The 26,541-nt window shown below is 41.0% G+C and carries 20 protein-coding genes; 14 read left to right on the forward strand and 6 right to left on the reverse strand.

Features of this window, described 5'->3' with window-relative positions:
- Nucleotides 1-231 precede the first annotated feature (231 nt).
- On the reverse strand, nt 232-1,086 hold the full coding sequence (locus AC19MV_RS02940; protein ID WP_498297314.1) for a MurR/RpiR family transcriptional regulator: 855 nt from the start codon (nt 1,084-1,086) through the stop codon (nt 232-234).
- A gap of 338 nt (nt 1,087-1,424) precedes the next feature.
- Here AC19MV_RS02940 and zwf point away from each other — a divergent pair, with 338 nt between their 5' ends.
- The 9 genes from zwf (at nt 1,425) to AC19MV_RS02985 (ending at nt 12,492) form a co-directional block, all read left to right on the forward strand.
- On the forward strand, nt 1,425-2,894 hold the full coding sequence (zwf, locus tag AC19MV_RS02945) for a glucose-6-phosphate dehydrogenase (RefSeq protein ID WP_432403225.1): 1,470 nt from the start codon (nt 1,425-1,427) through the stop codon (nt 2,892-2,894).
- Nucleotides 2,895-2,903: 9 nt separating this feature from the next.
- Nucleotides 2,904-3,602, forward strand: coding sequence for a 6-phosphogluconolactonase (pgl, locus tag AC19MV_RS02950; RefSeq protein WP_498297316.1), 699 nt, complete (start codon nt 2,904-2,906; stop codon nt 3,600-3,602).
- An 11-nt stretch (nt 3,603-3,613) separates the two neighbouring features.
- Nucleotides 3,614-5,440 (forward strand): phosphogluconate dehydratase, encoded by a 1,827-nt coding sequence (gene edd, locus AC19MV_RS02955; protein ID WP_498305708.1) that lies wholly within the window; start codon nt 3,614-3,616, stop codon nt 5,438-5,440.
- Between the two features lie 20 nt (nt 5,441-5,460).
- Entirely contained in the window at nt 5,461-6,105 is a 645-nt protein-coding gene (locus AC19MV_RS02960) for a bifunctional 4-hydroxy-2-oxoglutarate aldolase/2-dehydro-3-deoxy-phosphogluconate aldolase (RefSeq protein WP_498297317.1), read from the forward strand.
- A gap of 1,418 nt (nt 6,106-7,523) precedes the next feature.
- The gene (locus AC19MV_RS02965) at nt 7,524-8,738 is read left to right on the forward strand and encodes an ABC-three component system protein (protein ID WP_498305710.1); all 1,215 of its coding nucleotides are present in this window, start codon (nt 7,524-7,526) and stop codon (nt 8,736-8,738) included.
- Complete coding sequence (locus AC19MV_RS02970; RefSeq protein ID WP_498305712.1) at nt 8,735-9,178, forward strand: three component ABC system middle component; 444 nt, start codon at nt 8,735-8,737, stop codon at nt 9,176-9,178. Before AC19MV_RS02965 ends, AC19MV_RS02970 begins: the two co-directional genes overlap by 4 nt.
- Nucleotides 9,175-11,037 (forward strand): DUF3732 domain-containing protein, encoded by a 1,863-nt coding sequence (locus tag AC19MV_RS02975; protein WP_498305714.1) that lies wholly within the window; start codon nt 9,175-9,177, stop codon nt 11,035-11,037. The genes AC19MV_RS02970 and AC19MV_RS02975 overlap by 4 nt, the downstream gene beginning before the upstream one ends.
- 75 nt (nt 11,038-11,112) lie before the next feature.
- Complete coding sequence (locus AC19MV_RS02980; protein ID WP_498305715.1) at nt 11,113-11,673, forward strand: hypothetical protein; 561 nt, start codon at nt 11,113-11,115, stop codon at nt 11,671-11,673.
- Between the two features lie 126 nt (nt 11,674-11,799).
- The gene (locus tag AC19MV_RS02985) at nt 11,800-12,492 is read left to right on the forward strand and encodes an aspartate/glutamate racemase family protein (RefSeq protein ID WP_498305717.1); all 693 of its coding nucleotides are present in this window, start codon (nt 11,800-11,802) and stop codon (nt 12,490-12,492) included.
- Between the two features lie 59 nt (nt 12,493-12,551).
- On the opposite strand, the gene adhE is transcribed toward AC19MV_RS02985, so the two are convergent.
- On the reverse strand, nt 12,552-15,149 hold the full coding sequence (gene adhE / locus AC19MV_RS02990; protein ID WP_498305719.1) for a bifunctional acetaldehyde-CoA/alcohol dehydrogenase: 2,598 nt from the start codon (nt 15,147-15,149) through the stop codon (nt 12,552-12,554).
- 787 nt (nt 15,150-15,936) lie between these two features.
- Between adhE and AC19MV_RS02995 the strand changes: the two genes are divergently transcribed.
- The 5 genes from AC19MV_RS02995 (at nt 15,937) to AC19MV_RS03015 (ending at nt 22,194) form a co-directional block, all read left to right on the forward strand.
- The gene (locus AC19MV_RS02995) at nt 15,937-16,608 is read left to right on the forward strand and encodes an HAD family hydrolase (protein ID WP_498305721.1); all 672 of its coding nucleotides are present in this window, start codon (nt 15,937-15,939) and stop codon (nt 16,606-16,608) included.
- A 21-nt stretch (nt 16,609-16,629) separates the two neighbouring features.
- A complete protein-coding gene (locus AC19MV_RS03000; RefSeq protein ID WP_498305723.1) occupies nt 16,630-17,592 on the forward strand; it encodes a sugar-binding transcriptional regulator in 963 nt (320 codons plus the stop codon).
- Between the two features lie 327 nt (nt 17,593-17,919).
- Nucleotides 17,920-19,635 carry a purine-cytosine permease family protein gene (locus tag AC19MV_RS03005; RefSeq protein ID WP_498305725.1) on the forward strand — a complete coding sequence of 572 codons (1,716 nt, stop codon included), beginning with the start codon at nt 17,920-17,922 and terminating at the stop codon, nt 19,633-19,635.
- 106 nt (nt 19,636-19,741) lie between these two features.
- Nucleotides 19,742-21,268 (forward strand): mannitol dehydrogenase family protein, encoded by a 1,527-nt coding sequence (locus tag AC19MV_RS03010; RefSeq protein ID WP_498305726.1) that lies wholly within the window; start codon nt 19,742-19,744, stop codon nt 21,266-21,268.
- A 5-nt stretch (nt 21,269-21,273) separates the two neighbouring features.
- Nucleotides 21,274-22,194: a carbohydrate kinase family protein gene (locus tag AC19MV_RS03015; protein ID WP_498305815.1), complete on the forward strand. Its 921-nt coding sequence runs from the start codon at nt 21,274-21,276 to the stop codon at nt 22,192-22,194.
- A 186-nt stretch (nt 22,195-22,380) separates the two neighbouring features.
- Here AC19MV_RS03015 and AC19MV_RS03020 read toward each other — a convergent pair whose 3' ends face one another.
- From AC19MV_RS03020 to efp, 4 genes are all read right to left on the reverse strand, one after another.
- Complete coding sequence (locus AC19MV_RS03020; protein WP_498305728.1) at nt 22,381-23,742, reverse strand: anti-phage deoxyguanosine triphosphatase; 1,362 nt, start codon at nt 23,740-23,742, stop codon at nt 22,381-22,383.
- 8 nt (nt 23,743-23,750) lie between these two features.
- Nucleotides 23,751-24,338, reverse strand: a complete 588-nt coding sequence (gene yfbR, locus AC19MV_RS03025) for a 5'-deoxynucleotidase (RefSeq protein WP_498305729.1) — start codon at nt 24,336-24,338, stop codon at nt 23,751-23,753.
- Nucleotides 24,339-24,459: 121 nt separating this feature from the next.
- Nucleotides 24,460-25,674, reverse strand: a complete 1,215-nt coding sequence (locus AC19MV_RS03030) for a pyridoxal phosphate-dependent aminotransferase (RefSeq protein WP_498305730.1) — start codon at nt 25,672-25,674, stop codon at nt 24,460-24,462.
- A gap of 276 nt (nt 25,675-25,950) precedes the next feature.
- Nucleotides 25,951-26,511, reverse strand: coding sequence for an elongation factor P (efp, locus tag AC19MV_RS03035; RefSeq protein WP_432402105.1), 561 nt, complete (start codon nt 26,509-26,511; stop codon nt 25,951-25,953).
- Nucleotides 26,512-26,541: the final 30 nt, after the last annotated feature.

Genomic DNA, 26,541 nt, shown 5'->3' on the forward strand with positions numbered 1-26,541 from the left:
TGTAACTATATTAACAGACATTCTTAATTAATGTAGTAAAGTTACAAACAAAAAGACGACTTTTGCGGTGTAATTTATGTGACATATAAGTGATTTTTACAATAAAAAAGGCCAATCGGGATCACCCGTTTGGCCTTTAGTGTCTTTTAAGTACTGATGTTAGATTACAAACCCGGGATCAAAACTTAATTTATTGTGTAATTATTTAACAGTTCGGGTAACAAATCGCCGTTAAATCGTAAGATCTTTATTCACGCGAGACTCTTTTAAGACTTCTTTAACCCGTTTTAGGTTTTCACGGAATCTTGGTCCACGGCGCAAGGTAAAGCCTGTAGCCAGTACATCGATTGTCACTAACTGTGCTAAACGAGACGCCATTGGTAAGTACATGTCGGTGTCTTCTGGTACTTCCATGGTGACAGGCAACGTACACTCTAATGATAATGGCGAGTTACGGGCGGTAATACCAATCACCGCGGCGCCATTTTCACGAGCAATGCGCGCTATTTCGATTAATGATTTGGTGCGTCCAGTGTGAGATATCAACACGACTACATCGCCTTCATTACAGTTAATACAGCTCATGCGTTGCATTAACACATCATCGAAACAAATTACTGGTACATTAAAACGGAAGAACTTGTTTTGGGCATCGTGGGCAACAGAAGAGGAAGCACCAAGGCCAAAAAACGAAATAGTCTTGGCTTGCGTCAATACATCAACGGCTTTATTGATGGCCGCTGTATCAAGACTTTGACGTGCAGTATCGAGCGATGCCATTGAAGATTCGAAGATTTTTGTTGTATAAGAGTCTGTAGAGTCGTCTTCTTCAACATGTCGACTAACATAAGGTGTGCCGTTAGCAAGACTTTGTGCCAAATGTAACTTAAAATCAGGGAAGCCTTTAGTATCTAGGCGACGGCAAAAGCGGTTAACGGTAGGCTCACTCACATCAGCCATTTTGGCTAACGTTGCGATACTAGAATGTATAGCTGTTTGCGGTGAGGCTAATATGACTTCGGCAACTTTACGTTCCGATTTACTAAATTGGGTAAGGCTTTTTTGAACCTTTTCTAGGGTATTCATAAGCAAGCATCCGCTAAAAAGTAGCTAAGTAGTAGGTTATGTAGTTTTATACCATAACTTACAGGAATTTCGTGATTTAAGTTATTTTTTTACCTTTTACACGATCCTGTTGTTATTTTTCAAGACACAGATCACGGTTAAACGGTTTCTAAGCCTTGTTATAAGTGGAAAATAATACCAGATAATGGGTAAAGATGACTAGGTTAACCACAATGCAATATTTGTAAATTAAAGATGCAATATTCAAATTCTGTTGTTATATTACAACAAAAGTGTGTTTTTATTCATCGACCGAATTCGAACATGGCGCACACACATAATTAGGAGAGCTTTCAGCAATGGGCAAATCAATTGGAGCCAAGGCTTGTGACTTCGTACTTTTCGGTACAAAAGGCGATTTAGCTAGGCGTAAATTATTACCTTCTTTATATCAGCTAGATAAAGCAGAGTTACTCGATAAAGAAACCAAGGTCATTGGTGTTGCAAAAGATGCATTCACCCACGAAGAATTCATCGCCCTTGTAACAAAAGCACTAAATACTTTTGTTAAAGATGAAATCTGTCCAACCACGCTAGAACGCTTCCTCAGTCGTTGTCATTACATCGGCACCAATTTTACCGAGCCAGAAGGTTACAAAGCTTTCCACGATTTACTTGAGCCAAGTAAGCGTGTCATGGTGAACTATTTCGCAACGCCTCCTTCAATTTTTGGTGCTATCTGTCGTTGTTTAAATGAGCAAGATTTAATTAAGTCAGACACCCGCGTTGTATTAGAAAAACCCATCGGAACCGATTTAGAATCATCGCATGTGATTAACGATCAAGTTGCCGAATTTTTTAACGAAAATCAGGTTTACCGTATTGACCATTACTTAGGTAAAGAAACCGTACAAAACTTGATTGCACTGCGTTTTGCTAACTCGTTGTTTGCATCGAAGTGGGACAACCGGACAATCGATCATGTCCAAATTACGGTTGCTGAAGAAGTGGGTATTGAAGGCCGTTGGGGTTACTTTGATGGCGCTGGCCAGATGCGCGACATGATCCAAAACCATTTACTACAAGTGTTAACCCTTGTTGCAATGGACCCACCAGTCAATTTAGACGCTGACAGCATCCGTGATGAAAAAGTAAAAGTGCTTAAGTCATTGCGCCCAATTAACCAAGACAACGTTTACGAGAATACTGTGCGTGGTCAATACAGTGCCGGCTTCTTAAAAGGCTCGCCTGTTCCTGGTTATTTGGAAGAAGAAGACGCGAACACCAATTCAAACACCGAAACCTTTGTGGCATTACGTGTTGATATTGATAACTGGCGTTGGGCTGGCGTGCCGTTCTATTTACGCAGCGGCAAGCGTATGCCGTTCAAGAGCAGCGAAATTGTGGTGTACTTTAAAAACCCACCGCATAACCTGTACCGTGCAAGCTACCGTAACCTGCCACCTAACAAGTTAACCATCCGTTTACAGCCTCATGAAGGGGTTGAAATTCAGATGATGAACAAGGTGCCTGGTCTTGAGCAAAAGCAGCGTTTGCAAACCACCAAATTGGACTTAAGTTTTACTGATACCTTTAAAAACGAACGTATTGCCGATGCTTATGAGCGTTTATTACTTGAAGCCATGTTAGGTAACCAAGCCTTGTTCGTTCGTCGCGACGAAGTAGAGCAGGCATGGAAGTGGGTTGACGGAATCATTCAGTCTTGGGAACAAAGCGGCGAAAAACCAAAACCTTATCCAGCTGGTACTTGGGGCCCTGTGGCGTCTGTTGCACTTATCACTAAAGACGGCCGTTCTTGGGACGAGTAGGGAGCAGATATGATTAAAGAAACTGTATTTAAATCGTTTGATACACCTGCGGACTTAGAAGCTAAATTAGCCGACAAAATTGCACTGCAATTGCAAGATGCGGTTGATACTCGTGGCAAAGCCAGTTTAGTGGTATCAGGTGGTTCTACGCCGTTAAAATTATTTGAGTTATTAAGCCATAAGTTAGTCGACTGGAGTGATGTGTACATCACGTTAGCCGATGAGCGCTGGGTTAATGCCGATGAAAAAGATTCTAACGAAAGACTGGTTCGTGCACATTTGTTACAAAATCGTGCCGCCAGTGCCAAGTTCCGTGGTCTTAAAAATATGTTTGCCAGCCCAGAAGCAGGTTGTGACATGACCAGCGAATCATTGGCTAACTTTCCTCGTCCGTTTGACGTGGTCGTGCTGGGCATGGGTACCGATGGACATACCTGTTCATGGTTTCCGTGTAGCGCTGAATTAGATAACGCCCTGACCACCAAGGCGTTATGTGCAGCGGTCAATCCAACTACAGCACCACATGCGCGAATTACGTTATCTAAAGATGCCATTTTAAATAGCCGTCAGATTTATTTGCATCTTGTTGGAGAGTCAAAATTAACTGTATATCATCAAGCACTTGAAAACGATGATGTTACCCAAATGCCCATTAGAGCCGTATTAGCGCAGCGTAAAACGCCCGTTGATGTGTTCTATAGCGCGTAAGGAGTTTTACCATGCATTCAGTAGTACAAACTGTTACCGATAGAATTATTGCTCGCAGCCAACAGTCGCGTTCAAACTATTTATCTGCTCTAAACGATGCCAAAGCTCAAGGCGTTCACCGTAGTGCATTAAGCTGTGGCAACTTAGCCCACGGTTTTGCTGCCTGTCAGCCAGTAGAGAAAGACTCTTTACGCCAACTGACCAAAGCCAATATTGGTATTGTGACTGCATTTAACGACATGTTATCTGCCCACCAACCGTATGAAACCTATCCGAACATGCTTAAGCAAGCGTGTATGGATGTCGGCAGTGTTGCGCAAGTCGCTGCAGGCGTACCCGCCATGTGTGACGGTGTGACTCAAGGTCAACCCGGTATGGAGCTGAGTTTACTGAGCCGCGAAGTCATTGCTATGTCGACCGCAGTCGGGTTATCGCACAACATGTTTGACGGTGCCTTACTACTGGGTATTTGCGACAAAATCGTTCCAGGCCTATTGATTGGTGCATTGAGTTTTGGTCATTTACCGATGTTATTTGTGCCAGCAGGCCCAATGAAGTCAGGTATCCCAAACAAAGAAAAAGCCCGTATTCGTCAGCAATTTGCCCAAGGGCAGGTTGACCGCGCCGCATTGCTTGAAGCGGAATCTAAGTCTTATCACAGTGCAGGTACTTGTACTTTCTACGGCACCGCTAACTCTAACCAATTAATGTTAGAAGTCATGGGCTTACAGTTACCTGGTTCATCGTTTGTAAACCCTGATGATCCATTACGTGATGAGTTAAGCAAAATGGCGGCTAAGCAAGTGTGCCGTTTAACCTCATTGGGCACGCAATACACCCCAATTGGTGAAGTGGTTAGCGAAAAGTCAGTGGTTAACGGTATCGTTGCATTACTCGCTACCGGCGGTTCAACTAACTTAACCATGCACATTGTGGCTATTGCCCGTGCTGCTGGCATTATTGTTAACTGGGATGACTTCTCAGAATTGTCGGCTGCTGTACCGCTTATTGCCCGCGTTTATCCAAATGGTCATGCTGATATTAACCACTTCCATGCTGCTGGCGGTATGGCTTTCTTGGTTAAAGAATTACTCGATGGCGGTTTGATTCATGAAGACGTTAACACTGTTGCCGGTTACGGTTTACGCCGTTACACCCAAGAGCCTCGTTTAATCGATGGCGAACTAAAGTGGGTTGATGGTGTCACTGAATCGTTAGACAAAGAAGTACTAACGCATCTTGATACGCCTTTCCAAAGCAACGGCGGCTTAACCTTACTAAAAGGTAACTTAGGCCGTGCTGTGATTAAGGTTTCTGCAGTCCCAGCTGGTAATCGTATTATCGAAGCACCTGCGGTTGTGATTAACGATCAAAATGAAATTGACGAATTATTTAAGTCTGGCTCGTTAGACCGTGATTGTGTTGTTGTTGTGAAAGGCCAGGGTCCTAAAGCTAATGGTATGCCTGAACTGCACAAACTCACGCCATTCTTGGGTACCTTACAAGATAAAGGCTTTAGAGTTGCATTAGTCACCGACGGCCGTATGTCTGGCGCATCAGGTAAAGTCCCTGCAGCCATTCATTTAACACCAGAAGCATTAGACGGCGGTTTAATTGCCAAAGTACAAGATGGCGATGTGATCCGTATCGATGCGACCACCGGCGAATTAACGCTTTTAGTCGATGAGAAAACACTTGCTAACCGCACCGCAGGGATTGTGGACTTACACCATTCAGCGTACGGCATGGGCCGTGAATTGTTTGGTGCGTTACGTCGCAGCTTAAGCAGCCCAGAAACAGGCGCTCGCAGCACTAGCGCGATTGATGAATTATATTAAAAATAAAGGAAGTCGGTAACATGATTGAGCCTAATAACTGGTTACTTCAACCACAAGAAGTGTTTAAACGTAGCCCAGTAGTTCCGGTTATGGTGATAAACAAACTAGAACACGCTGTGCCTTTAGCCAGAGCATTGGTTGCTGGCGGGATCAGTGTATTAGAAGTGACATTACGTACTCCTTGTGCACTTGAAGCGATTGCTAAAATTGCAAAAGAAGTGCCTGAAGCCCTTGTGGGTGCAGGTACTATTTTAAATGAAGCTCAGCTTAACCAAGCGGTTGCAGCAGGTTCGCAGTTTATTATCACTCCTGGTGCCACGGTTGATTTATTAAAAGCGGCTAAAAAGGGCACTGTGCCTTTAATTCCTGGTATTGCCAGTATTTCTGAAATCATGGTGGGAATGGAGTTAGGTTACACTCACTTCAAATTTTTCCCTGCTGAAGCTTCAGGCGGCGTGAATGCACTTAAGTCGTTCTCTGGCCCATTAGCTGATATTCGTTTTTGCCCAACAGGCGGCATCAGCCCAGCGACATACAAAGAATACTTGGCTCTGCCAAACGTTGATTGTATCGGCGGCAGCTGGATTGCCCCAACGGATGCAGTAGACAATGAAGAATGGGATCGTATTACGCAGTTATGTAAAGACGCGCTAGCCGCCCTTTAATTAACCTTGTAATGACATCACGTTAAAAACCAGCTAATTAGCTGGTTTTTTTTATGGCTTTTTGTTTTCATATAGCCGTTAGTATATGGCCTGCGGCCACTAACGTCGTGGCGCTTCGCCACACCAGAGCAAGGTCGTAAGTTGTGAACTTACGCAGCGTAGTGTAATCGTCGTCCCGGTAATGCTTTTGAGCCGGGATCCAGGTGTTTATGTACTCATGGCCTACGGCCACTAACGTCGTGGCGCTTCGCCCACACCAGACCAAGAGGAAACCAACGGCTGTTCCCTCTTGGATCTCCCAGCCGCCACATCAAAATTATCATTCTTTACTAAGCAATAGCAGCGATAATTTCGCGACGTGGTCAAATCCAGCTTTTAACTTCGTCTGAGTGTTCTTCAGCCACCTATTTATGGTAAAGAATGAAAATGCTTAACGCTTCAGATGGGAGTCTCATGTGAATGGATTCACAAATGTCGTGATGGCTGGTCAATGATGTTCCCGACATCATAATGACATTTCCCATATCCATATGGGTCAGATACCAAGGAACGACTCTTCCCCTCCTAAGCTTGCGGGCTCTGATAGGCAGGATTCCTGAATGCCTTGAAGCACATGGTCAATGATGTTCCCGACAACATAATGACATTTCCAATAACCTTATCGGTCAGATATGCGTGAAAGGCCTTGAGCCAGCTCACGTAGTCTTTTGTAAAAAGTCTTCAACGGCCTCAAGTTCAGAGTTGAATTTTGACAGTTGCAAGCAATATACAAAAGTCATTTGCCTATCTTATGGAGTTAGATGCATTTTGTTAGAGTATCAACCCTACATAACGAGTTCGTATTCTCGATTATCTAAATTCTCGCTTTCACCTAGACTAAAAGGTGATTGATTAGTGAAAAACAAGCTGATAAGTTACTAAAATTATTAATAATTAAAGTGTTAAAGCGAATGAGATATTGAAAGCACCACCGGGTCTTTATCGGGATTACCGCGAATACGCTGTTTTGTCCCTGCGGTAGACAAAACCTTAGCAAAATGGGCATGAAATCTATGTCTAAGCCAAAATGCTGAAAGTAGGTAAGAATGATGGAAGAATAGCCTACTTTTATGATAGCTTGAAGGCAATTGTAAAAACCCGTAAAGCGAAGTTTTAAAGAGATCTACGATTGACTTCAAGTTTAGTGTAAAGATGCCATGCTTCCCTCACACCGCAGGATAGCCTCAAATAAGCCCCTTGGGCAAGGAGCGATAACAGTCCACTCCGTTGTGACAAAACTGAGACCTACGGCTCATGAACTTTAATCGTTAAACGGCACTGCGTGAGAGTCAGTTTCCGGCTCAAGGCTTAATTTTAAGGTAGTTCATTTAACTTAATTTCAGTAACGACAAACTTAACAAACTTAGAAAGAGTTGAATATGACAGGAAAGCCTCATACTGAAAAAACATCTGCGGCAGGAACAATAGCTGGGTTTGATTTCCAGTATTATTATTTCTTGTATAAACTTCTGACACTCAAGAAAGATGAAACAATTGGGTTTGAAGCTTTGGATGATGTTCATACCCAGCTAAACAATGACAGTCAAATTCTTATTCAAATTAAACACTCGACCCAAAATAAAGCTGATGGAAGTAGCGTCAACTTAACTGAGCTTGACCCCGACCTTTGGAAGACAATGCATAATTGGAGCATTGTAATAGCGGATAGTAATGATGATCGAGAATCCCTAACGAATCAAAAAATTTTTGTGAAAAAAACCACCTTTGTTTTGGTAAGCAATAAGTCATTCACATCAACTAACACCTTTTTATCATATCTTTCTGAATTTCAGGCCGGAAAAAAAGATTTCACTGATATGAATACCTACCTTAAAAAACTATCTGAATTGACCAAATCCGAAGACATCAAGGGTTATATAACTTCAATTATTAATCTACATGAAGAGGTATTAGAAAATTTCTTACACAATATAAAGTCTGAGTTGGATATTAAAAATATAATTGAACAGTGCAAAATAGCTCTTGAGGAAAAAGAAATTAATTCAAGAGAAATTGATAATTTATTCAATCAATTAGATTCAGTTGTACGACAAGATATATTTAAAAATTTTTCTAACAGTAAAAAACTGATTTATTCTTTTGAAGACAAAAAACGAAAGTTTCGTAGGTATTTTGATATTGCAAACAATCCTGAACTCAAGATACGAAAATTTGAAGGTAAACTCCCTGATAGACTTGAAGATCAAACATTTATTAAACAGCTTTTAGATATAGAAGATATCGAAAAGAATGAACAAGAAATTATTCTGACCTACACTAGGTATAGGCTAAAAATTGAAGCTAATCTCTCTGATTGGGTAAACGAAGGCCAACTAACATCTGAAGAGATTAGCATATTTGAAGATGAAATTTTCCGCCAGTGGCAGACAGAATATAGGACGTTATATAGAAGGAAGAATAACCCTGATGAATATGTTGATATAGCACACAAAGTATTGAAAGCATTAAGAGATAAGGAACTTTTTATTTCAGGGCAAAGATTATTGTCAGATATGAGTCATGGAAGCCTATATAGTCTATCCAATAAGCCTGTAATCGGATGGGTTAAAGGTTGGGAGGACAATTATAAATGAGAACAGAGACTATAAATAACTTGGCATTTTCCTCTCTTGCAATTGCAATGGTTATCCAAAAAACAGGGAGGCTTGAATTAACTAAAGCATTATTAATCATGCCTTTCTTGGCAAATAAAGAACTGCTTTCATATTTGGCGAACGGAAGAACACAAATAAAAAGTCTAGACAAATTAATAGTGGATAAGCTTAGCTGCTTTTCAAATTTTAATAATCGATATTACGATAACTTAAATACATCTATAAATGCACTGCAATTTCTCATTGAGGTTGATGTGATAACAATAGATAACTCATTCGTCGTGTCAAATGAAAATGTTGAGTATATGAGCTCATTAGGTAATCGACTAAAGAAAACCTCAAAAGCTTCCGGTAATATATCTAAAATTTTAAGAGAAGATGTATCAAACCTTTATTTGAACTTAAGGATTGAGTTATGAAATATTCGATACAAAAAATAATGCTTTGGATGAATGGTGAAAGTGGTTATAGGAGAGAACTTAAATTTGAAGAAAACAAAATAAATGTAATAACCGGAGAGTCGAATACTGGTAAAACAGCTGTGTTGCATATTATTGATTACTGTCTTTTTGCATCCAAGCACAAAATAGCTGAGAGCCAAATAAACGAGAATGTAGCTTGGTATGGACTAAACTTTAAAATAAATGATAAACATTTCACTATCGCAAGAAAAGCACCTGATAGAACTAAAGTATCAAATGATTATTATTTCTCATCAACAGGAAATATTCCAGATACTCCATCCCTAAACATGAATGAGGGTAGCTTAAAAGAAATACTCGAAACTGAGTTTAATATTGATAAAGATGTAATAATTCCATTCGGTGGCAGATCCCTAAAGGCCAACAGTAAAATTTCATTAAGGTATTTCATGTTATTTTGCACCATTTCTGGAGACATAATTCAACATAGTGAAGTGTTTTTTGATAAGCAAAATGACAATAGATATAGAGAGGCACTCCCTCGAATTTTTGATTTGGCAGTGGGCATTGAGACAATTGAAAACATTCTTAAGCGTGAAAAAAGACTATCTCTACAAACTAAGCTGGCTCAAATAGAAAAAAAGAACAAACAAAGATCAACTAAAAAATCTGAATTTCATGGCGAACTTCAAAATATCCTTATGGAAGCAAAAGAATATGGGCTTATTGACGAAGACGAGAACATAACCAAGTCAATAGAGTCCCTTAAATCAGTCATTGATAGTGGGATTAGTCAGGCTTATGACGTAAAAACCAACAGGCTTGATGAAATAATCTCAGAGAAAAGCTTATTAGAAAGAAGAATAATAAATCTCATGAGATTTCAGTCCACATACAATGTGTACAAATCTAGTCTAAGTAATATAGCGGATAGTTTAAAGCCCGTAGAATACTGGAGAAATAAAGACGAAATAGTAAAAACGTCAATTTTTGATACATTGATAGAATCGCTAGAGGGAGATTTACAGCGAATCAAGCAAATAAATAGAAACAGAACACCAATAGATGGAAAAACTGCTGATGAAATAGCTGAGTGTAGGCGATTAATAGATAAACTTACACAGGAAGAAAAATGCTTACCCAAGCATGCTAAAAGCTTTGGAGATGATAGGGATAAGTTCATTTTTCTTGGGCAAACAAAAGCGAAGTTAGATCTATATCAGCCAAATAATGATAATAATGATAATAATGAAACAACATCGACGGCAGAAATTCAAGAACAGATTAATTCTATTCAGGTTATTGATACGACAGTGAACAGAGAAATGAGTATCAAAGTGCTAGAAGAAATAATACAAGGTTATATGGAATTAGTTGAACAATCATTAGAAAATTACGGTAACTACCTACCAGTTTTCAATTATAAAGACAAAAAACTTGATTTTAGGAAGCCCAAGACGACTTATGTTGAAGCCGCTGGGAGTAGTTCTAATGATATGTTTAAACATTTATTTATGTTTTTAGGGCTTCATGAGTTAATGCTGACCCAAAAGACCAAGCACGTTCCTCCTTTTTTACTAATTGATCAACCTAGTAGGCCGTATTATGGCGAAGAGGGTGATTTATCTGAGACAAGACTACAACATTCGGATAGGGCCAAAATCATAGATGCATTTAAATTAATGGATACTTTTATAGGCAACGTTTTAAAGGAAATGAAAAAACCCTTTCAAATTATTGTATTTGAACATGTCCCGAAGGAATACTTTGATGGCTTTGATAACATTCATTTGGTTGAAGAATTTCGGGGTGGAAACGCACTAATTCCTCAAGAATTTTTGGATAGTCTAAAATAGGCGTTATTTAGGCATAATTTAGTTGGGTCAGCAATTTTTAGGGGATATTACCCTAGTTTCTCATAAAGGGTCAACATGACAACTTACTTCATTTATATCAGGAAACAACGTTCTTCAGCATTGTTACTGATTTTAAATGCTGGCGTGGCATTCCTTTTATACGTAGCTGCGCACAAATATCTGCCAACGTTAACGAACGATACTCATGCGGTAGCACAGCTGTTTGAGGTTGTTGATATCACTATTTGGGTTGTTGAAGCGATATTGCTGGGGTTAGCATTATGGTTCTGGCTTGAAAATAAACAAATTAGGGTGTGTGTCACGCAAACCACTTTGTCCTATTTTGATCCCACCTTTAGTGATGTGAGTTGGCAGGTCAAGGTTTCTGACATTACGCAATTGAAGCAAGTCAGCCATACAGGGCAAGAATCTATTTCAAACCTGATAGTGCTCAAAAATGGAGAGCATAGGCAACTAATGTACTCAAACTATCGTGGATTTGATCGACGAGCGTTTTTTGATGCACTTGTATTAGCCAACCCGAATATCATTGTGCCAGAGAGTATATACAGCTACAAAATACAAAGGCCATCATGGGCTAAACGCATTCGGAAAAAGTTTGGTTTAGATGAATAATTTTTTGAACATTAGGTGGGCAAAATTTAGTCAGACCAAAATTTAGTTGAGTAAGCGACTGTTTATAAAAAGAAGCATCGGTAAAATCAGTCCAAGCGTTATCAAACTTACATCACAGGAATAAGCATGAAAACCATTGGTATGATTGGTGGCATGAGCTGGGAGTCGACGCAAAGCTATTATCAGGCGATTAACCTTGGGGTCAAGGCGGTCTTAGGTGGATTGCATTCAGCTAAGATTTGTTTGTACAGTGTTGATTTTGCTGAAATCGAAACGTTACAACATCAAGGGTTATGGGATGATACTGCCAAGATATTAGCAGATGCCGCTGTGGCGGTTGAAGCCGGTGGTGCTGATTTTGTGATTATTTGTACCAATACCATGCACAAAGTGGCTGATGAGATACAGGCGAAAATCTCAATACCGATATTACATATTGCCGATGCGACCGCCAATGTACTACTGGCCGATGGCATCACTAAAGTCGGTTTGTTAGGTACTCGCTTTACCATGGAGCAAGACTTTTACAAACACAGGATCAGTGACAATTACCCCATTGAAGTGATAGTGCCCAATGCTGATGACCAAACGCAAATTCACGACGTGATATACCAAGAATTATGCTTAGGTAAAATTAACCCAAAATCACGAGACGCTTACCTAACCATTATCGATAAGTTGTTTGCTCAAGGGGCACAAGCGGTGATTTTAGGATGCACTGAAATTGCCTTATTAGTGCAGCAACAACATACTCAAGTACCGTTATACGACACCACTCAAATCCATGCAAACAGCGCAGTATTGATGGCATTAACATAAAAAAATGCCTTAAGCGCGGTGGCACTTAAGGCATTGTGTATTAGCGTTTAACTATAACATTAGTCTTTATAAGCACGGCCATAGAAGCTGTCTAATAGCACTTGTTTAATCTCGCTAATGAGTGGGTAGCGAGGGTTAGCACCAGTGCATTGATCATCAAATGCATCTTCTGCAAGTTCATCCAATTTGGCGATAAAGTCTGCTTCGTTGACACCGGCTTCTTGAATAGAGGCTGGGATGCCAATAACCTTCTTAAGCTCTTCGATTTTCTCAATGAGCTTTTCAACTTTTTGCTCATCTGTTTTGCCACCTAACTTTAAGTGTTCACTAATGGCGGCATAACGACATAATGCTTTAGGGCGGTCGTATTGGCTGAACGCCGCTTGCTTAGTTGGCATGTCTGTGGCGTTAAAACGAATAACGTTAGAGATTAACAGTGCATTGGCTAAACCATGTGCTAAGTGGAACTCAGCACCTAATTTGTGCGCCATTGAGTGACAGACACCCAGGAATGCGTTGGCAAATGCAATACCGGCAATGGTGGCGCCATTATGCACTTTCTCACGGGCAACAGGGGCTTTTGCTCCAAGCTCATACGCGTCTGGTAAATATTTCACCAGTAAATCGAGAGCTTGTAATGCCTGGCCGTCACTGTATTCGTTTGCCATTACACTGACATACGCTTCTAATGCGTGAGTTACCGCGTCAATACCGCCAAAGGCCGTTAATGACTTAGGCATGTCCATCACAAGGTTAGGGTCAACAATCGCCATACTAGGCGTAAGTTCATAATCTGCAATAGGGTACTTTTTACCTGTCACTTCATCGGTGACTACCGCAAATGGTGTGACTTCTGAGCCTGTGCCTGATGTGGTAGGAATAGCCACCATTTTGGCTTTACGGCCCATTTTAGGGAACTTGTAAATACGTTTACGAATATCCATAAAGCGTAAGGCTAAGTCAGCAAAATCAACATCTGGGTGCTCGTACATGACCCAAATGATTTTCGCTGCATCCATAGGTGAACCGCCGCCTAATGCAATAATCACATCCGGTTGGAAGCTGTTAGCCACTTTAGCACCTTGACGGACAATGGCTAATGTTGGGTCGGCTTCGACTTCGTAAAAGACTTCGGTTTCTAACCCTTGTGCTTTCAAGATCTTTAAGGTTTCGTTGCAATAGCCATTATTGAACAAGAACTTGTCGGTAATGATTAACGCACGTTTTTTGTCGCTTAATTCTTCAAGGGCAATGGGTAAACTGCCACGGCGGAAATAGATTGATGATGGAAGCTTGTGCCACAACATGTTTTCAGCCCTCTTGGCGACCATTTTTTTGTTGATTAAGTGACTTGGGCCAACGTTTTCAGAAATTGAGTTACCGCCCCATGAACCACAACCTAAAGTTAACGATGGCGCTAATTTGAAGTTGTATAAGTCACCAATGCCGCCTTGCGAAGCAGGGGTGTTTATTAAAATACGCGCGGTTTTCATTCTAAAACCAAAGGCTTTAACGCGTGCTTCCTGGGTATCTTGATCGGTATATAAACCAGAGGTATGGCCAATGCCGCCTAAGGTGACTAATGCTTCAGCTTTATCCATGGCTTCATTAAAGTCTTTGGCTTTATACATACCCAATAACGGAGATAACTTCTCGTGGGCGAACGCTTCGGCATCATTAATGTCTGTTACTTCACCAATCAATACTTTGGTGTGGCCTGGCACGGTAATACCTGCCATAAGGGCGATATTGACTGCGCTTTGACCAACGATGTCGGCGTTTAGGCCGCCATTTTTAAGAATGACGCTTTGCATTGCGGCAGTTTCGGCTTTAGATAACATATAGCCGCCGTAATGAGCAAAACGCTCTTTGACTTGTTTATAAATGCTTTCAACCACAATGACCGCTTGCTCAGAAGCACACACTACGCCGTTGTCGAAAGTTTTAGACATTAAAATTGAACTCACTGCGCGTTTAATGTCTGCGGTTTCATCAATAACGATAGGGGTGTTACCCGCGCCAACGCCAATGGCTGGTTTGCCAGAAGAGTAGGCGGCTTTCACCATACCTGGGCCACCGGTGGCTAAAATGAGATTGATTTTTTCATGGGTCATTAATTGATTAGACAAGGCAACGCTGGGTTGATCTATCCAGCCAATAATGTCTTTGGGTGCGCCAGCGGCTACAGCTGCATCGAGTACGATTCTTGCTGCTGTTGTGGTTGAGTTTTTCGCTCTTGGGTGCGGTGAAAAAATAATGCCGTTACGGGTTTTTAAACTTATAAGCGCTTTAAAAATCGCGGTAGAGGTTGGGTTGGTTGTGGGCACAATACCGCAAATAATCCCGACAGGTTCAGCAATCGTAATGGTGCCAAAGGTTAAGTCTTCAGACAAAATGCCACAGGTTTTTTCATCTTTATACTTGTTATAAATGTATTCAGACGCAAAGTGGTTTTTAATCACTTTGTCTTCAAGTACACCCATGCCTGTTTCTGTTGCCGCCATTTTGGCAAGAGAGATGCGCGCATCTGCAGCAGCAAAAGCCGCAGCCCTAAAAATTTTGTCTACTTGCTCTTGGCTAAAGTTAGCAAATTCGGCCTGCGCCTTGGCAACGCGTTCTACCAGTAGGTCAAGCTCTTGAGTATTGGTTACAGTCATAATGGTTTCCTCTAAAAATATTCAACAAATCGTTTTTGCAAAATATTCTTTGTAAATAAAATTACAGTTTATAGGGTGAATATGCTGTGATACTGACCACAAAAAAGCGACAAATGTAATTTTATTACAACTTGTGTGTACGATTTTTGCACTTTTTTGTGTTGTAGATATGCATATCAATTACATGTTATTGAGTGAATGGCGATTGATGATCAAGTGCTAATTGAATCTTCAACCTTCAACCTTCAACCTTTAACCTTCAAATCTCGAATCTCTAATATCAGAGTTCAGCCATTCACCTTGAGTGCAAATGAGCTTGCGCATTGCATCTTCAAAATGCGTTTAATTGGTGCAATGTACAAGGCGTCAAATGACAATCTTAAGCTTCAATCTTGATTGTTCTGTAATACAGATTGAATGATTTTCGCTCAAGTTGAATCGTTTAATTATCGTACTTCCAACTTGCACTTAATATTATTCTATTGAATTTAAATAACATTTTATTATCACAAAACGTACATAAGCAACCGCTAAAGCTCGATTTGCTTATTTAATTCAAGAAATGTGATTGACATCAATATTGAGAAGAGGGAATATGCTCAATGAAAGGGCATATGCTCACGCTGAGTGCAAAAGCTCGGTTTAGGGTGGTCATCCCCTGATTACAGATGATGACGCAGCGTAATAAGCATCGAATAAAGCCTAACATAGACAGTTAAGTGGGATTTTTAGCTTAAAGCCATTGTAAAATAGGACCTTAATTTTCTTTATTCATTAAGGCTGGTTTATGAATACAAAGCCAAAGTTAGTCATTTTTGATTGCGACGGTGTTGTGATCGACAGTGAAGTCATTAGTGCGAATGTGTTAATCGACAAATTAGCCGTGTTGGGTGCCCAAATTGATATGGCGTTTGTGCAGCAACATTTTTTAGGCTGCCAATTTGCGACTGTCGCGGCCAAAATTAACAGTTTGTTGAATATAACGTTGCCACAAGCTTTTGAATTGCAGTACCGAGAACAGTTGTTATTGGCATTTGAGCGTGATTTAACCGTTACAAATGGCATTAAAGAGGTACTCTCAGCCTTAACTGTGCCGTTTTGCATTGCCACAAGCAGCAGTTTACCTCGCACAACAAAAGCGTTGGCGGTGGTGGGATTAAGTGATGTGTTTGCTGGGAATGTTTTTACTGGCAGCGAAGTTGAAAACGGTAAACCAGCACCCGATTTATTTTTACATGCAGCCAGGCGTATGGGTGTAGCACCAGAACAATGCTTAGTGATAGAGGACAGCTTTTTTGGCGTAACAGCCGCTGTCGCAGCCAATATGCCTGTTATTCATTATGTGGGTGGTGCACATATTATTTACCACAATCATCCGGTAGCTAAAACGTTTCCACAGATTACGGCATTAACAGATTGGCAAGATTTCGCTCAGTTAATGCCCAGCATAATGCGTTAACACTGAATAATGAGGAATATCATGGACAGTAAATCAAATTCAGAATTAGCGCGATTAGAAGATGCAGCTAGAGCGGCGTGGTTGTATTACGTGGCTAAAAATACTCAAGATGAAATAGCACAGAAATTAGAGGTATCAAGGCAATCTGCACAGCGACTCGTTGCACTTGCGGTGAGTGAAGGCTTAATTAAAGTCCGTTTAGACCATCCCATTGCAAAATGCATGGAATTAGGCCAGCAACTTAAACAAGCTTTTAATTTACTCGAGTGTGAAATAGTACCTAGCGATCCTGCCGATACCAGTTCGGTATATGGTTTAGCACAATGTGGTGCCGCGGTATTAGAACGCTATTTAAAGTCGGCACAACCGAAAACGTTGGCATTTGGAACGGGTCGGGCACTTAAGGCGTGTATTGATGAGTTACCGTCAATGCAATGCCCACAACATAAAATTGTGTCGTTGCTCGGTAATATGATGTCAGACGGTTCAGCTTCAGCATTTGATATTGTGGTCAGCATGGCGAACAGAGTCCAAGCTAAACATTACCCAATGCCATTGCCGGTTATTGCAAACTCAGTGACAGAGAAAAACATTTTGCATGAGTTAGCGCCGATAAAAAGTATTTTAGCGTTGGTTGAACAAGCTGATGCAACCTTTGTTGGTATAGGGCAGATGGGCGAGCAATCACCCTTAATGCTCGATGGTTTTATTAACCAAGATAAATTGAATGAATTGGTGAGCGATAGCGCAGCAGGTGAAATCATTAGTTGGGTTTACGATCATCAAGGGCAGTTATTAGCTCATCCTATTAATCAATTAGTGATGAGTGCGCCGTTAACACCCAATGCCAGTAAACCCGTTTATGGTATTGCCGCAGGTAAAAGTAAAGTGAATGCGATATGTGCAGCATTGCAAGGTGGGTTAATTAACTCATTAATTACTAATGAATATACTGCAGAGCAAATACTTGCAAAAGTGAAATGAATTATAGAATGCTAACAGAGTAGGCTACGTCACTAGACTTATGGATGTGAAAGTGATTTGGCGTAAATAGATTATAAAAACATAACGCTGGTACTACATAATGTCAGCAGGTTTATCTCAATATAAACCAATAAAATAAGCATCAGTTAGCAAGATATTGTTTATTAGCGTTATACAGTTAATGAGTATTAATAAAAATAGAACGTCAATGGGGTTATTATTTCAGTTAAACAGGAATAATAAATAGTCAAAAAGGTAAGTTGCTTAATTTTATCATCGATATTGGTGAGGGATTAATTTACCTGAAAATATAGGAATATAACAATAATGACAACAAGTCACCGAGATTCTTCATTTCATCAAATGAATGAAGAGCAGCTTCCCGTCGCTAAGAATAAGTTGCACGGTTGGAAACATTTTGCAGGTTTATATGCTGGGGAGCATGTTGCTGCAACCGAATTTGTGATTGGTGCAACCTTTGTCGCCTTAGGTGCATCGACGATAGATATCCTTTTAGGGTTACTGATTGGTAACCTGTTGGCCATGTGTTCTTGGTGGCTACTGACTGCGCCTATTGCCGTTGAAACTCGTTTAAGTTTGTACAATTATTTAAATAAAATTGCTGGCGATTCAATGACCAAGCTCTATAACTGGGCTAACGTAATTATTTTTGCCGTGATTTCTGCCGCCATGATTACCGTGTCTTCCACCGCAGTGCGCTTTTTGTTTGATATTCCCGCGCAGTTGAATTGGTATCCCAGCAGTTTATGGTTTGTGATGATTGTATTGGCCGTTGGTTCAATCGTTGTAGTAGTGGCCATGTATGGTTTTTCAACCGTTGCTGACTTTTCTAAAATCTGCGCGCCTTGGTTATTTGTTATCTTTATTGCCGGTTCATTCAGTTTATTCCCTGCGTTATCAAACCATGTGATAGGCACGACGACGTTAGGTGGCTGGCAAGACTTTATGACCATTGGCGACAGTTCAATCTGGACGGGCTTAAACGATAAAGGCGAGCCAGGCATTGGTTTACTTGAAGTGATTGGATTTGCCTGGGCTGCCAACTCGATTACCCATTTTGGTTTAATCGACATGGCTATTTTTCGTTTTGCTAAGCGTAAAAGTTATGGTCTGTTTTCTGGTGTGGGTATGTTCTTTGGCCATTATATTGCCTGGATCTCGGCCGGTATTATGGGCGCGGGTACTGCGGTATTGTTAAAAACCACCATCACACAGCTTGATCCTGGTGACGTGGCTTATCATGCTTTAGGCTTTTCTGGTTTTGTGATTATTATCATTGCAGGATGGACGACAGCAAACGCGAACCTGTATCGTGCTGGTCTTGCTGCACAATCTATTTTTGTTAATCAATCGCGTGAACGAACCACTGCGATTGTGGGAATGGTCACGGTTGTGATTGCCTGTTTCCCATTTGTATTTACCCAAATGCTGCCATTACTGACGTATGCCGGTTTATTAGTGGTGCCTGTGGGCGGAATTGTATTTGCTGAGCATGTGTTATTTCCTAAAATCGGCTTAACTCGCTATTGGGCTAAATATCAAAACCTGTCTAAAAGCACACCAGCCATTGCATCTTGGGCATTAGCATTAATCTTTGGCTTTGGTTTAAACAGTTTAGATGTGATTTCATTCTACTATTTGTTTATTCCTACCTGGATATTTACCATCATTATTTACACCGTATTAGCCAAAAAATACGGTGCTGATTTAGATTACAGCGACGCTATTATTGCTGATGAAAAAGAACAGCAACAAATTGCAGAATATCAAGACGCAATGGCTCAAGATGATAAAGAAGCAATCGAAGATGTAAGTAAGTTTACCAAGCTATTAAATGGTTTTGCCTTTATCTCGTTAGTGGTTATTACCGCACTTGCCGTGAATGTGATGTTTTATAGCCCAACGATGGATATATACGCAGACAATAAATCGTTATTCGAAACCGTGTGTTTTGTTTGTACGGTGATTTATTTTAGTTGTTCATACTTTGCATTAAAACGTCACAAAAACTTAAACTCATAAAACCCAATGAGTGACTCAAAGCAATGGTCATATTAATGATAAAGATTGCTTTGGGTCTGGCGTGTTACTGAGCTAACACAGAACCGATTATTATATTTTACGAGGCATGAGTATGCAGCACACTCAACAATCAAACGTTAAACTTAACCCGCTAAATCAACAATCGTTATCCACTTTATCTGCTGATGTTGATGTGCCGAAATACGATCGCAGTCAGTTAACGGCAGGCATTGTGCATATTGGTGTCGGTGGTTTTCATCGCGCTCACCAGGCTATGTATGTCAATGAATTGCTTAAAACACCTGGCTCAGAGTCGTGGGCCATTTGTGGTGTGGGTTTATTAGAAGCCAACCGTGGCTTGCGTGATGTATTGGTTAAGCAAGATTACTTATACAGTTTAACGGTGCGTCACCCTAATGGTCAGATAGATCATCAAGTGATTGGTTCAATGATTGATTTTCTGTTTGCACCAGAAAACAAGCAACAGGTGATTGATAAGTTAGTTAACCCACAAACCAAAATTGTCTCTCTGACCATAACTGAAGGCGGTTACAACTTTAACCCTGCAACGGGTGAGTTTGACTTTGCGAACCCTGAGATTATCCATGATATGGCTAATCTGCATGACCCTATCACCGCTTTTGGGTATATCACTGCTGCATTAATGCAGCGTAAAGCCAATGGCATGAAGCCTTTTACCATTCAGTCTTGCGACAATATTCAACATAACGGTGACATGACCCGTAAAATGTTATTAGCATTTGTGAGTAAAATTGATGCTGAGTTAGGGCAATGGATAGCGGCAAATGTTGCGTTCCCTAATGCAATGGTTGACCGTATTACGCCTGTCACCACAAAAGCAGATATTGAACATGTCGCCAATACATTACACATTAATGATGAATGGCCAATCACCTGTGAAGCGTTTACTCAATGGGTCATTGAAGATAACTTTAGTGATGGTCGCCCTGCATTAGATACTGTTGGCGCGCAATTTGTGAGCGATGTTACCCCATTTGAGAAAATGAAAATCCGTTTACTCAATGCCGGCCATTCTGTATTAGGTTTACTCGGCTCTATCCATGGTTTTGCCACGATTGATGAGGCCGTTACCGACCCATTATTTGCCACCTATTTACGCCGTTTTATGGACGATGAAGTCACGCCATTAATTGATCAGTTAGAGGGTATCGATTTAACCCAATACAAAGATACCTTAATTGAGCGCTTTGCTAACCCGAACATCAAAGACAGCCTGGCGCGTATTTGTTTAGAAAGCTCAGCAAAATTACCGAAATTTATCATTGCATCCATTAATGAAAACATAGCCTTAAATCGCGATACCTCATTAGCCTGTTTGGTGATTGCTGCCTGGTGCTTATACAGCGATAAACAGGTTAACCAACAAGGTGAAGCACTGGATATTAACGATCAAATGGCCGCTAAATTACATACGTTCGCCAGTAAAACGAGTCAAGATCCATTAGCTTTTTTACAGTTAACCGATTTATTTGGCGACTTAAATAATCAAGCGGTTTTTTGTAAAGACTACCGTAACGCCATTGCTGACTTGTATGGCGAAAACAGTAATATCAAAGCGATTATGCAAGCAAGATTACAAGCAAAAGGTTAAGCATGATGAACAGTGTATTAGTGAATCATAAAGCCAAAGCGGATATTAATATCAGTTGTTTTGGTGAAGTCTTGTGGGACTGTTTTCCTGACGGTAAACGTGTTGGCGGCGCGCCGTTAAATGTTTGCGTCAGGCTCAATGCTTTAGGCATTAAAGGCTCAATGATCAGCGCCGTAGGTGATGATCAATTAGGCCATGAGTTGTTAGCATTTATTGATGAACGTGGCGTTAACCGCGATTGTATTGCGATTAATCCGCTTAAAAGCACCAGTACCGTTGAGGTGACTTTAGACAAAAATGGCTCTGCGTCATATGAAATCGTGGCTGATACTGCCTGGGACAATGTGGCGTTAACCGACACGATTATTAACCAGGTTAAACAAGCTGATGTATTGGTATTTGGCAGCTTAATTGGCCGCAGTCCGGTGTCATTAGCCACATTAACTGAGTTAGTGAACGCGGCTCATTTTACGGTGTTTGACGTTAATCTGCGTGCGCCGCATTACGATATCGACAGCATTGTTAAATTGATGAATAAAGCTGATTTCATTAAGTTAAATGATGATGAACTCTACGAAATTGCCAAAGCAATGGGTTCACCGTTTAATTCATTAGAGCAAAATGTCGATTACATTGCTGCGCAAACACACACTGAGTATTTGTGTGTAACGAAAGGCAGTCATGGCGCGTTATTAAGTGTAAAAGGACAGAAGTTTTACAACTCTGGTTACCTGGTCAATGTGGTTGATACCGTGGGCGCTGGTGACTCGTTTTTAGGGTCGTTATTGTATCAATTGTGCAGTGACAATAACCCGCAATATGCGATTAACTTTGCTTGTGCCGTTGGCGCAATGGTGGCGCAGTCTGCTGGCGCAACGCCTTTATTAACGCTTGAACAGATTAATGCGTTTATGCAACCGGCGTGAACGAGAGAGCGATGCGTTGCGTAAAAATTGAGTAGTAGATCAATCGTTTTGTATGTAAACAGTTGTTGTATGTAAAAGTGAAGTGTCGTGTGTCTTTTGGGTTATTTCCCCTTTATTTAACCCGCTAGCGCTTGGTTTTTATGTTTATAAATAACCAAGCGCTTTTTTCTTTTCTAGGCAATATGATTATTGCTCGCTGCTTAATTCTAAAATCCCCGCTGTTTTAGAACCAAACAATTGTTGATGTAACCTCCCTGCAAATCCATCTGTCATCCCTGAAATATAATCGGCAATAACACGCATGGGATTACTGTTTTCTGCATTTGCGGTTAACCAACGTTCACGGGTGTTAAGCGGCAGTAATCGCTCAGGATCTGACGCAAAGGCTTCAAACAATTCCATAATGATTTGCTGGCCTTTGTATTCGAGCATTTGAATTTCAGGTTTACGAATCACATATTTAAACACCAACTGTTTGAGTACATGTAAGGTGCTGGCAAAATCTGGCTGCAGCTGCGCGTTGTATTTTAATAAGTCGGCTTCAAAGCTGTCGTTGGTATCGATGCTAATCGCAGTGACAAAGCCGTTAACTAAAGTTCCTATGGCATCTTTGCGTAAATGATGTTCATGGGAAAATAACTTTTCGCCAATGCTGGCGATTTCTGATGTTAACCACTCATCGTTGATATGTTGTAACTGATCAACCACATCATGTTGCCACTGGCGCTGATTGACAATACCCATCACTATCGCATCTTCTAGATCATGCACGGCATAAGCAATGTCATCAGCCAGCTCCATAATCGAGCAATCTAATGATTTAAAACGCGTTTTAAGGTGAGGGTAGTGGGCATTGACCTGGCTTTGCTCACTGCTGATAAACAGTTGGCGATCGTTATCGCTTAACGCTGATAACACCCAATCGATAATGGGTTTGTCGTCATCAAACAAGCCTTTAACCGGCGGCCAATCTGAGGGTTTCAATTGACGATGATTGGCAATGTCGGGCTTATGTCGATCGATAAACAATTGCGAATGCATGGCTGGGTATTTCATTATCCCAAGTAAAGTGCGCCGCGTGAGGTTCATCCCCCATGACGGAGTATAAGGTTCTAGGCGTGACAGAATTCGAAATGTTTGGCCATTACCTTCAAAACCACCATGATGTCGCATCATGTAGTTGAGCGCCACTTCACCACCATGACCAAAGGGTGGATGACCGATATCGTGAGCCAGGCAAACCGATTCGATTAAGCTCATCGAGTTAAGTAAGTATTTAAACTCGGGGTATTTACGGCGTAATTGTGCGGTAATGCCGGTACCAATTTGCGACACTTCTAACGAATGGGTTAACCGGGTGCGATAAAAGTCGTTCATGCCAACACCCAAAACTTGGGTTTTTGCCTGTAAACGTCTAAAGGCAGCTGAGTGTAAAATGCGGGCGCGATCGCGCTGAAACGGGCTGCGATGATCATTACGGCGTTGTTTATCTTCACCGAGTAGGCGTTGGTGCCAAATATTGTCTTGCTGCTCTGTGGTATCGGGCATAACTATCCTTACAGCATTTGGTTAATTTCATCTAAATTCAGGGTAAAGCTTGGAATAAAACAGTCTCTAAAATAGCGCACCGCAGGATTGGGATTGTCATCAAGTATGTGTTCTAAACGTTTACGTGCGCTGTTAAATTCACTGTTACCGGCTTTTTGCTCTTCTAAACATTTCAAATAGGCGCAGAGGGTATCGGCGGCTTTCACAATCGCTTTGTATTGCGGATCAGCGGCTTCGCTGATAAATAAGCTTCGATAATCCTCTTTAAATTCATCGGGTACCATTTCAAGCATACGCTGTTCGGCAATGGCTTCAATTTTTTTATATTCGGCTTCGATTTCTTTATTAAAGTATTTAACGGGAGTGGGTAAGTCACCCGTTAAGATTTCACTGGCGTCATGATAAATCGCAATGGTCGCGGCTTGATTAGGGTCTAAATCGGTGGCGAATTTTTTATTACTAATAATCACTAATGCGTGTGCAACCATGGCCACTTGTAATGAATGTTCTTGGACGTTTTCACGGCGAACGTTGTACATTAACGGCCAACGTTGGATAAGTTTCATGCGGGCTAAGTGGGCAAAAAGATGACTCATGATAATCCTTACATTAAATGCATAATCTGTAATTCACATCTCAGCTTACCTGAGCTAGAGGATAAAAAAAAGCGACTGTTCAGTCGCTTAGTGTTTTAGTTGTCGCCAGTCTTCACAGACGTTATTGACGGTAATCTTCTAAAAAGTCACCAAACTCATTTAACGCTTTGGTTAAGTCGGCTTTGTGCGGCAAAAAGACCACGCGTAAGTGATCGGGTTCGGGCCAATTAAAGGCGGTGCCTTGCACTAAGAGGATTTTTTTGGTTTTCAGTAAATCGAGCACTAGGCGTTCATCATCACGTAAATTAAACTTTTTCATGTCTAATTTAGGAAAGGCATACAGGGCGCCTTTGGGTTTTTTACAACTCACGCCAGGAATTTGATTGAGTAACTCGTATACCGCGTCTCGTTGAATGGTTAAGCGGCCGCTGGGGAGTATCAACTCATTAATAGACTGATAACCACCCAGTGCAGTTTGTATCGCGTGTTGATTGGGTACGTTGGCACACAAACGCATTGAGGCGAGCATTTCTAAGCCTTCAATGTAACTTTTGGCGGCTTTTAAATTGCCTGATAACATCATCCAGCCCACACGGAAGCCAGCAGCACGATAGGCTTTTGATAGGCCATTAAAGGTGATGGTTAAAATATCGTCAGACAAACGTGCAGCAGGAATGTGTTTTGCTTCGTCGTATAAAATCTTGTCGTAGATTTCATCGGCAAATAATATTAGGTCGTGCTGGCGACATAACTCGATGACCTGTAACAGCAACTCTTCGCTATACACTGCGCCGGTTGGGTTATTAGGATTAATTAACACAATGGCGCGCGTGCGGCTGCTGATTTTACTTTTAATGTCATCTAAATCCGGAAACCAATCGGCTTCTTCATCACAACGATAATGCACCGCTTTGCCGCCAGCAAGGTTTGCTGCCGCTGTCCATAACGGATAGTCAGGAGAGGGGATAAGCACTTCATCATCGGTGTTAAGCAATCCTTGCATGGCCATCACGATGAGCTCTGACACGCCATTACCGATATAGATATCTTCTATATCCACGCCAAAAATACCTTGTGCCTGGTAATGTTGTACAATGGCTTTACGGGCGGAGAATAAGCCTTTGGATTCGCAATAACCTTGCGCACTTGGCAGGTTTAAAATTACGTCTCGCACGATTTCTTCTGGGGCTTCAAATCCAAACGGGGCCGGGTTACCGATATTTAATTTTAAGATACGGTGACCTTCGTCTTCTAAACGGCGGGCTTCTTTATGCACTGGTCCACGAATGTCGTAGCAAACAGAGTCAAGTTTATTGGATTTGATAATGGGTCGCATACTGCTCTCAATAACTAAATACGGCTTAAGTTAGCGAACCATAACGAATTTATTGACTTTGTGAAAGGGGCAAACGAGCAAATTGAATAATAATATCAGTCGTTCATGCTATTTATGAGGGTAATTAAGCCTTTGCTTTAGTGTTTTATGCTGTTTTGTTGGTTGGTTTTAGCGTTTATGGAATGTGTAGAGACAAAAAAGCCAGCACGTATGCTGGCTTTTAGAGCGTTTACTTGAGTTATGGCTATTTCAGCTGATACTCAAATTAACGGGCGATTAAACGCGCTTTTTGAACTCGCCTGTGCGAGTGTCAATTTCAATCTTGTCGCCCACTTTAACAAAATCAGCAACAGTAATAGTACCGCCGCCAGTGATGGTAGCTGGCTTCATTACTTTACCTGAAGTATCACCACGAGCTGAAGGCTCTGTGTAAATAACTTCACGTACGATGTGAACTGGTAATTCAACAGAAATGGCTTTCTCGTTGTAGAAAGTCACTTGGCATTGATCTTCCATACCATCAACGATGTATGCTGCAGCATCACCTAGATTGTCAGCTTCAACGTCGTATTGGTTGTATTCTTCATCCATGAATACATACATAGGATCAGCGAAGTATGAGTAAGTACAATCAAGACGTTCTAAAATAATATCGTCTAATTTGTCTTCACCTTTAAAGGTTTGTTCAGTGCCAGAGTCTAGCAATACGTTTTTTAATTTTAACTTAACGATTGCAGCGTTACGGCCAGAACGAGTTGTCTCAGTCTTCTGAACAACCCATGGGCTGCCATCTAACATGATCACGTTACCAGGACGGATTTCATGAGCAGTTTTCATTGTACTATTTCCTATATATATGGACTTTTT

It is taken from the genome of Shewanella sp. MF05913, from assembly GCF_059758095.1.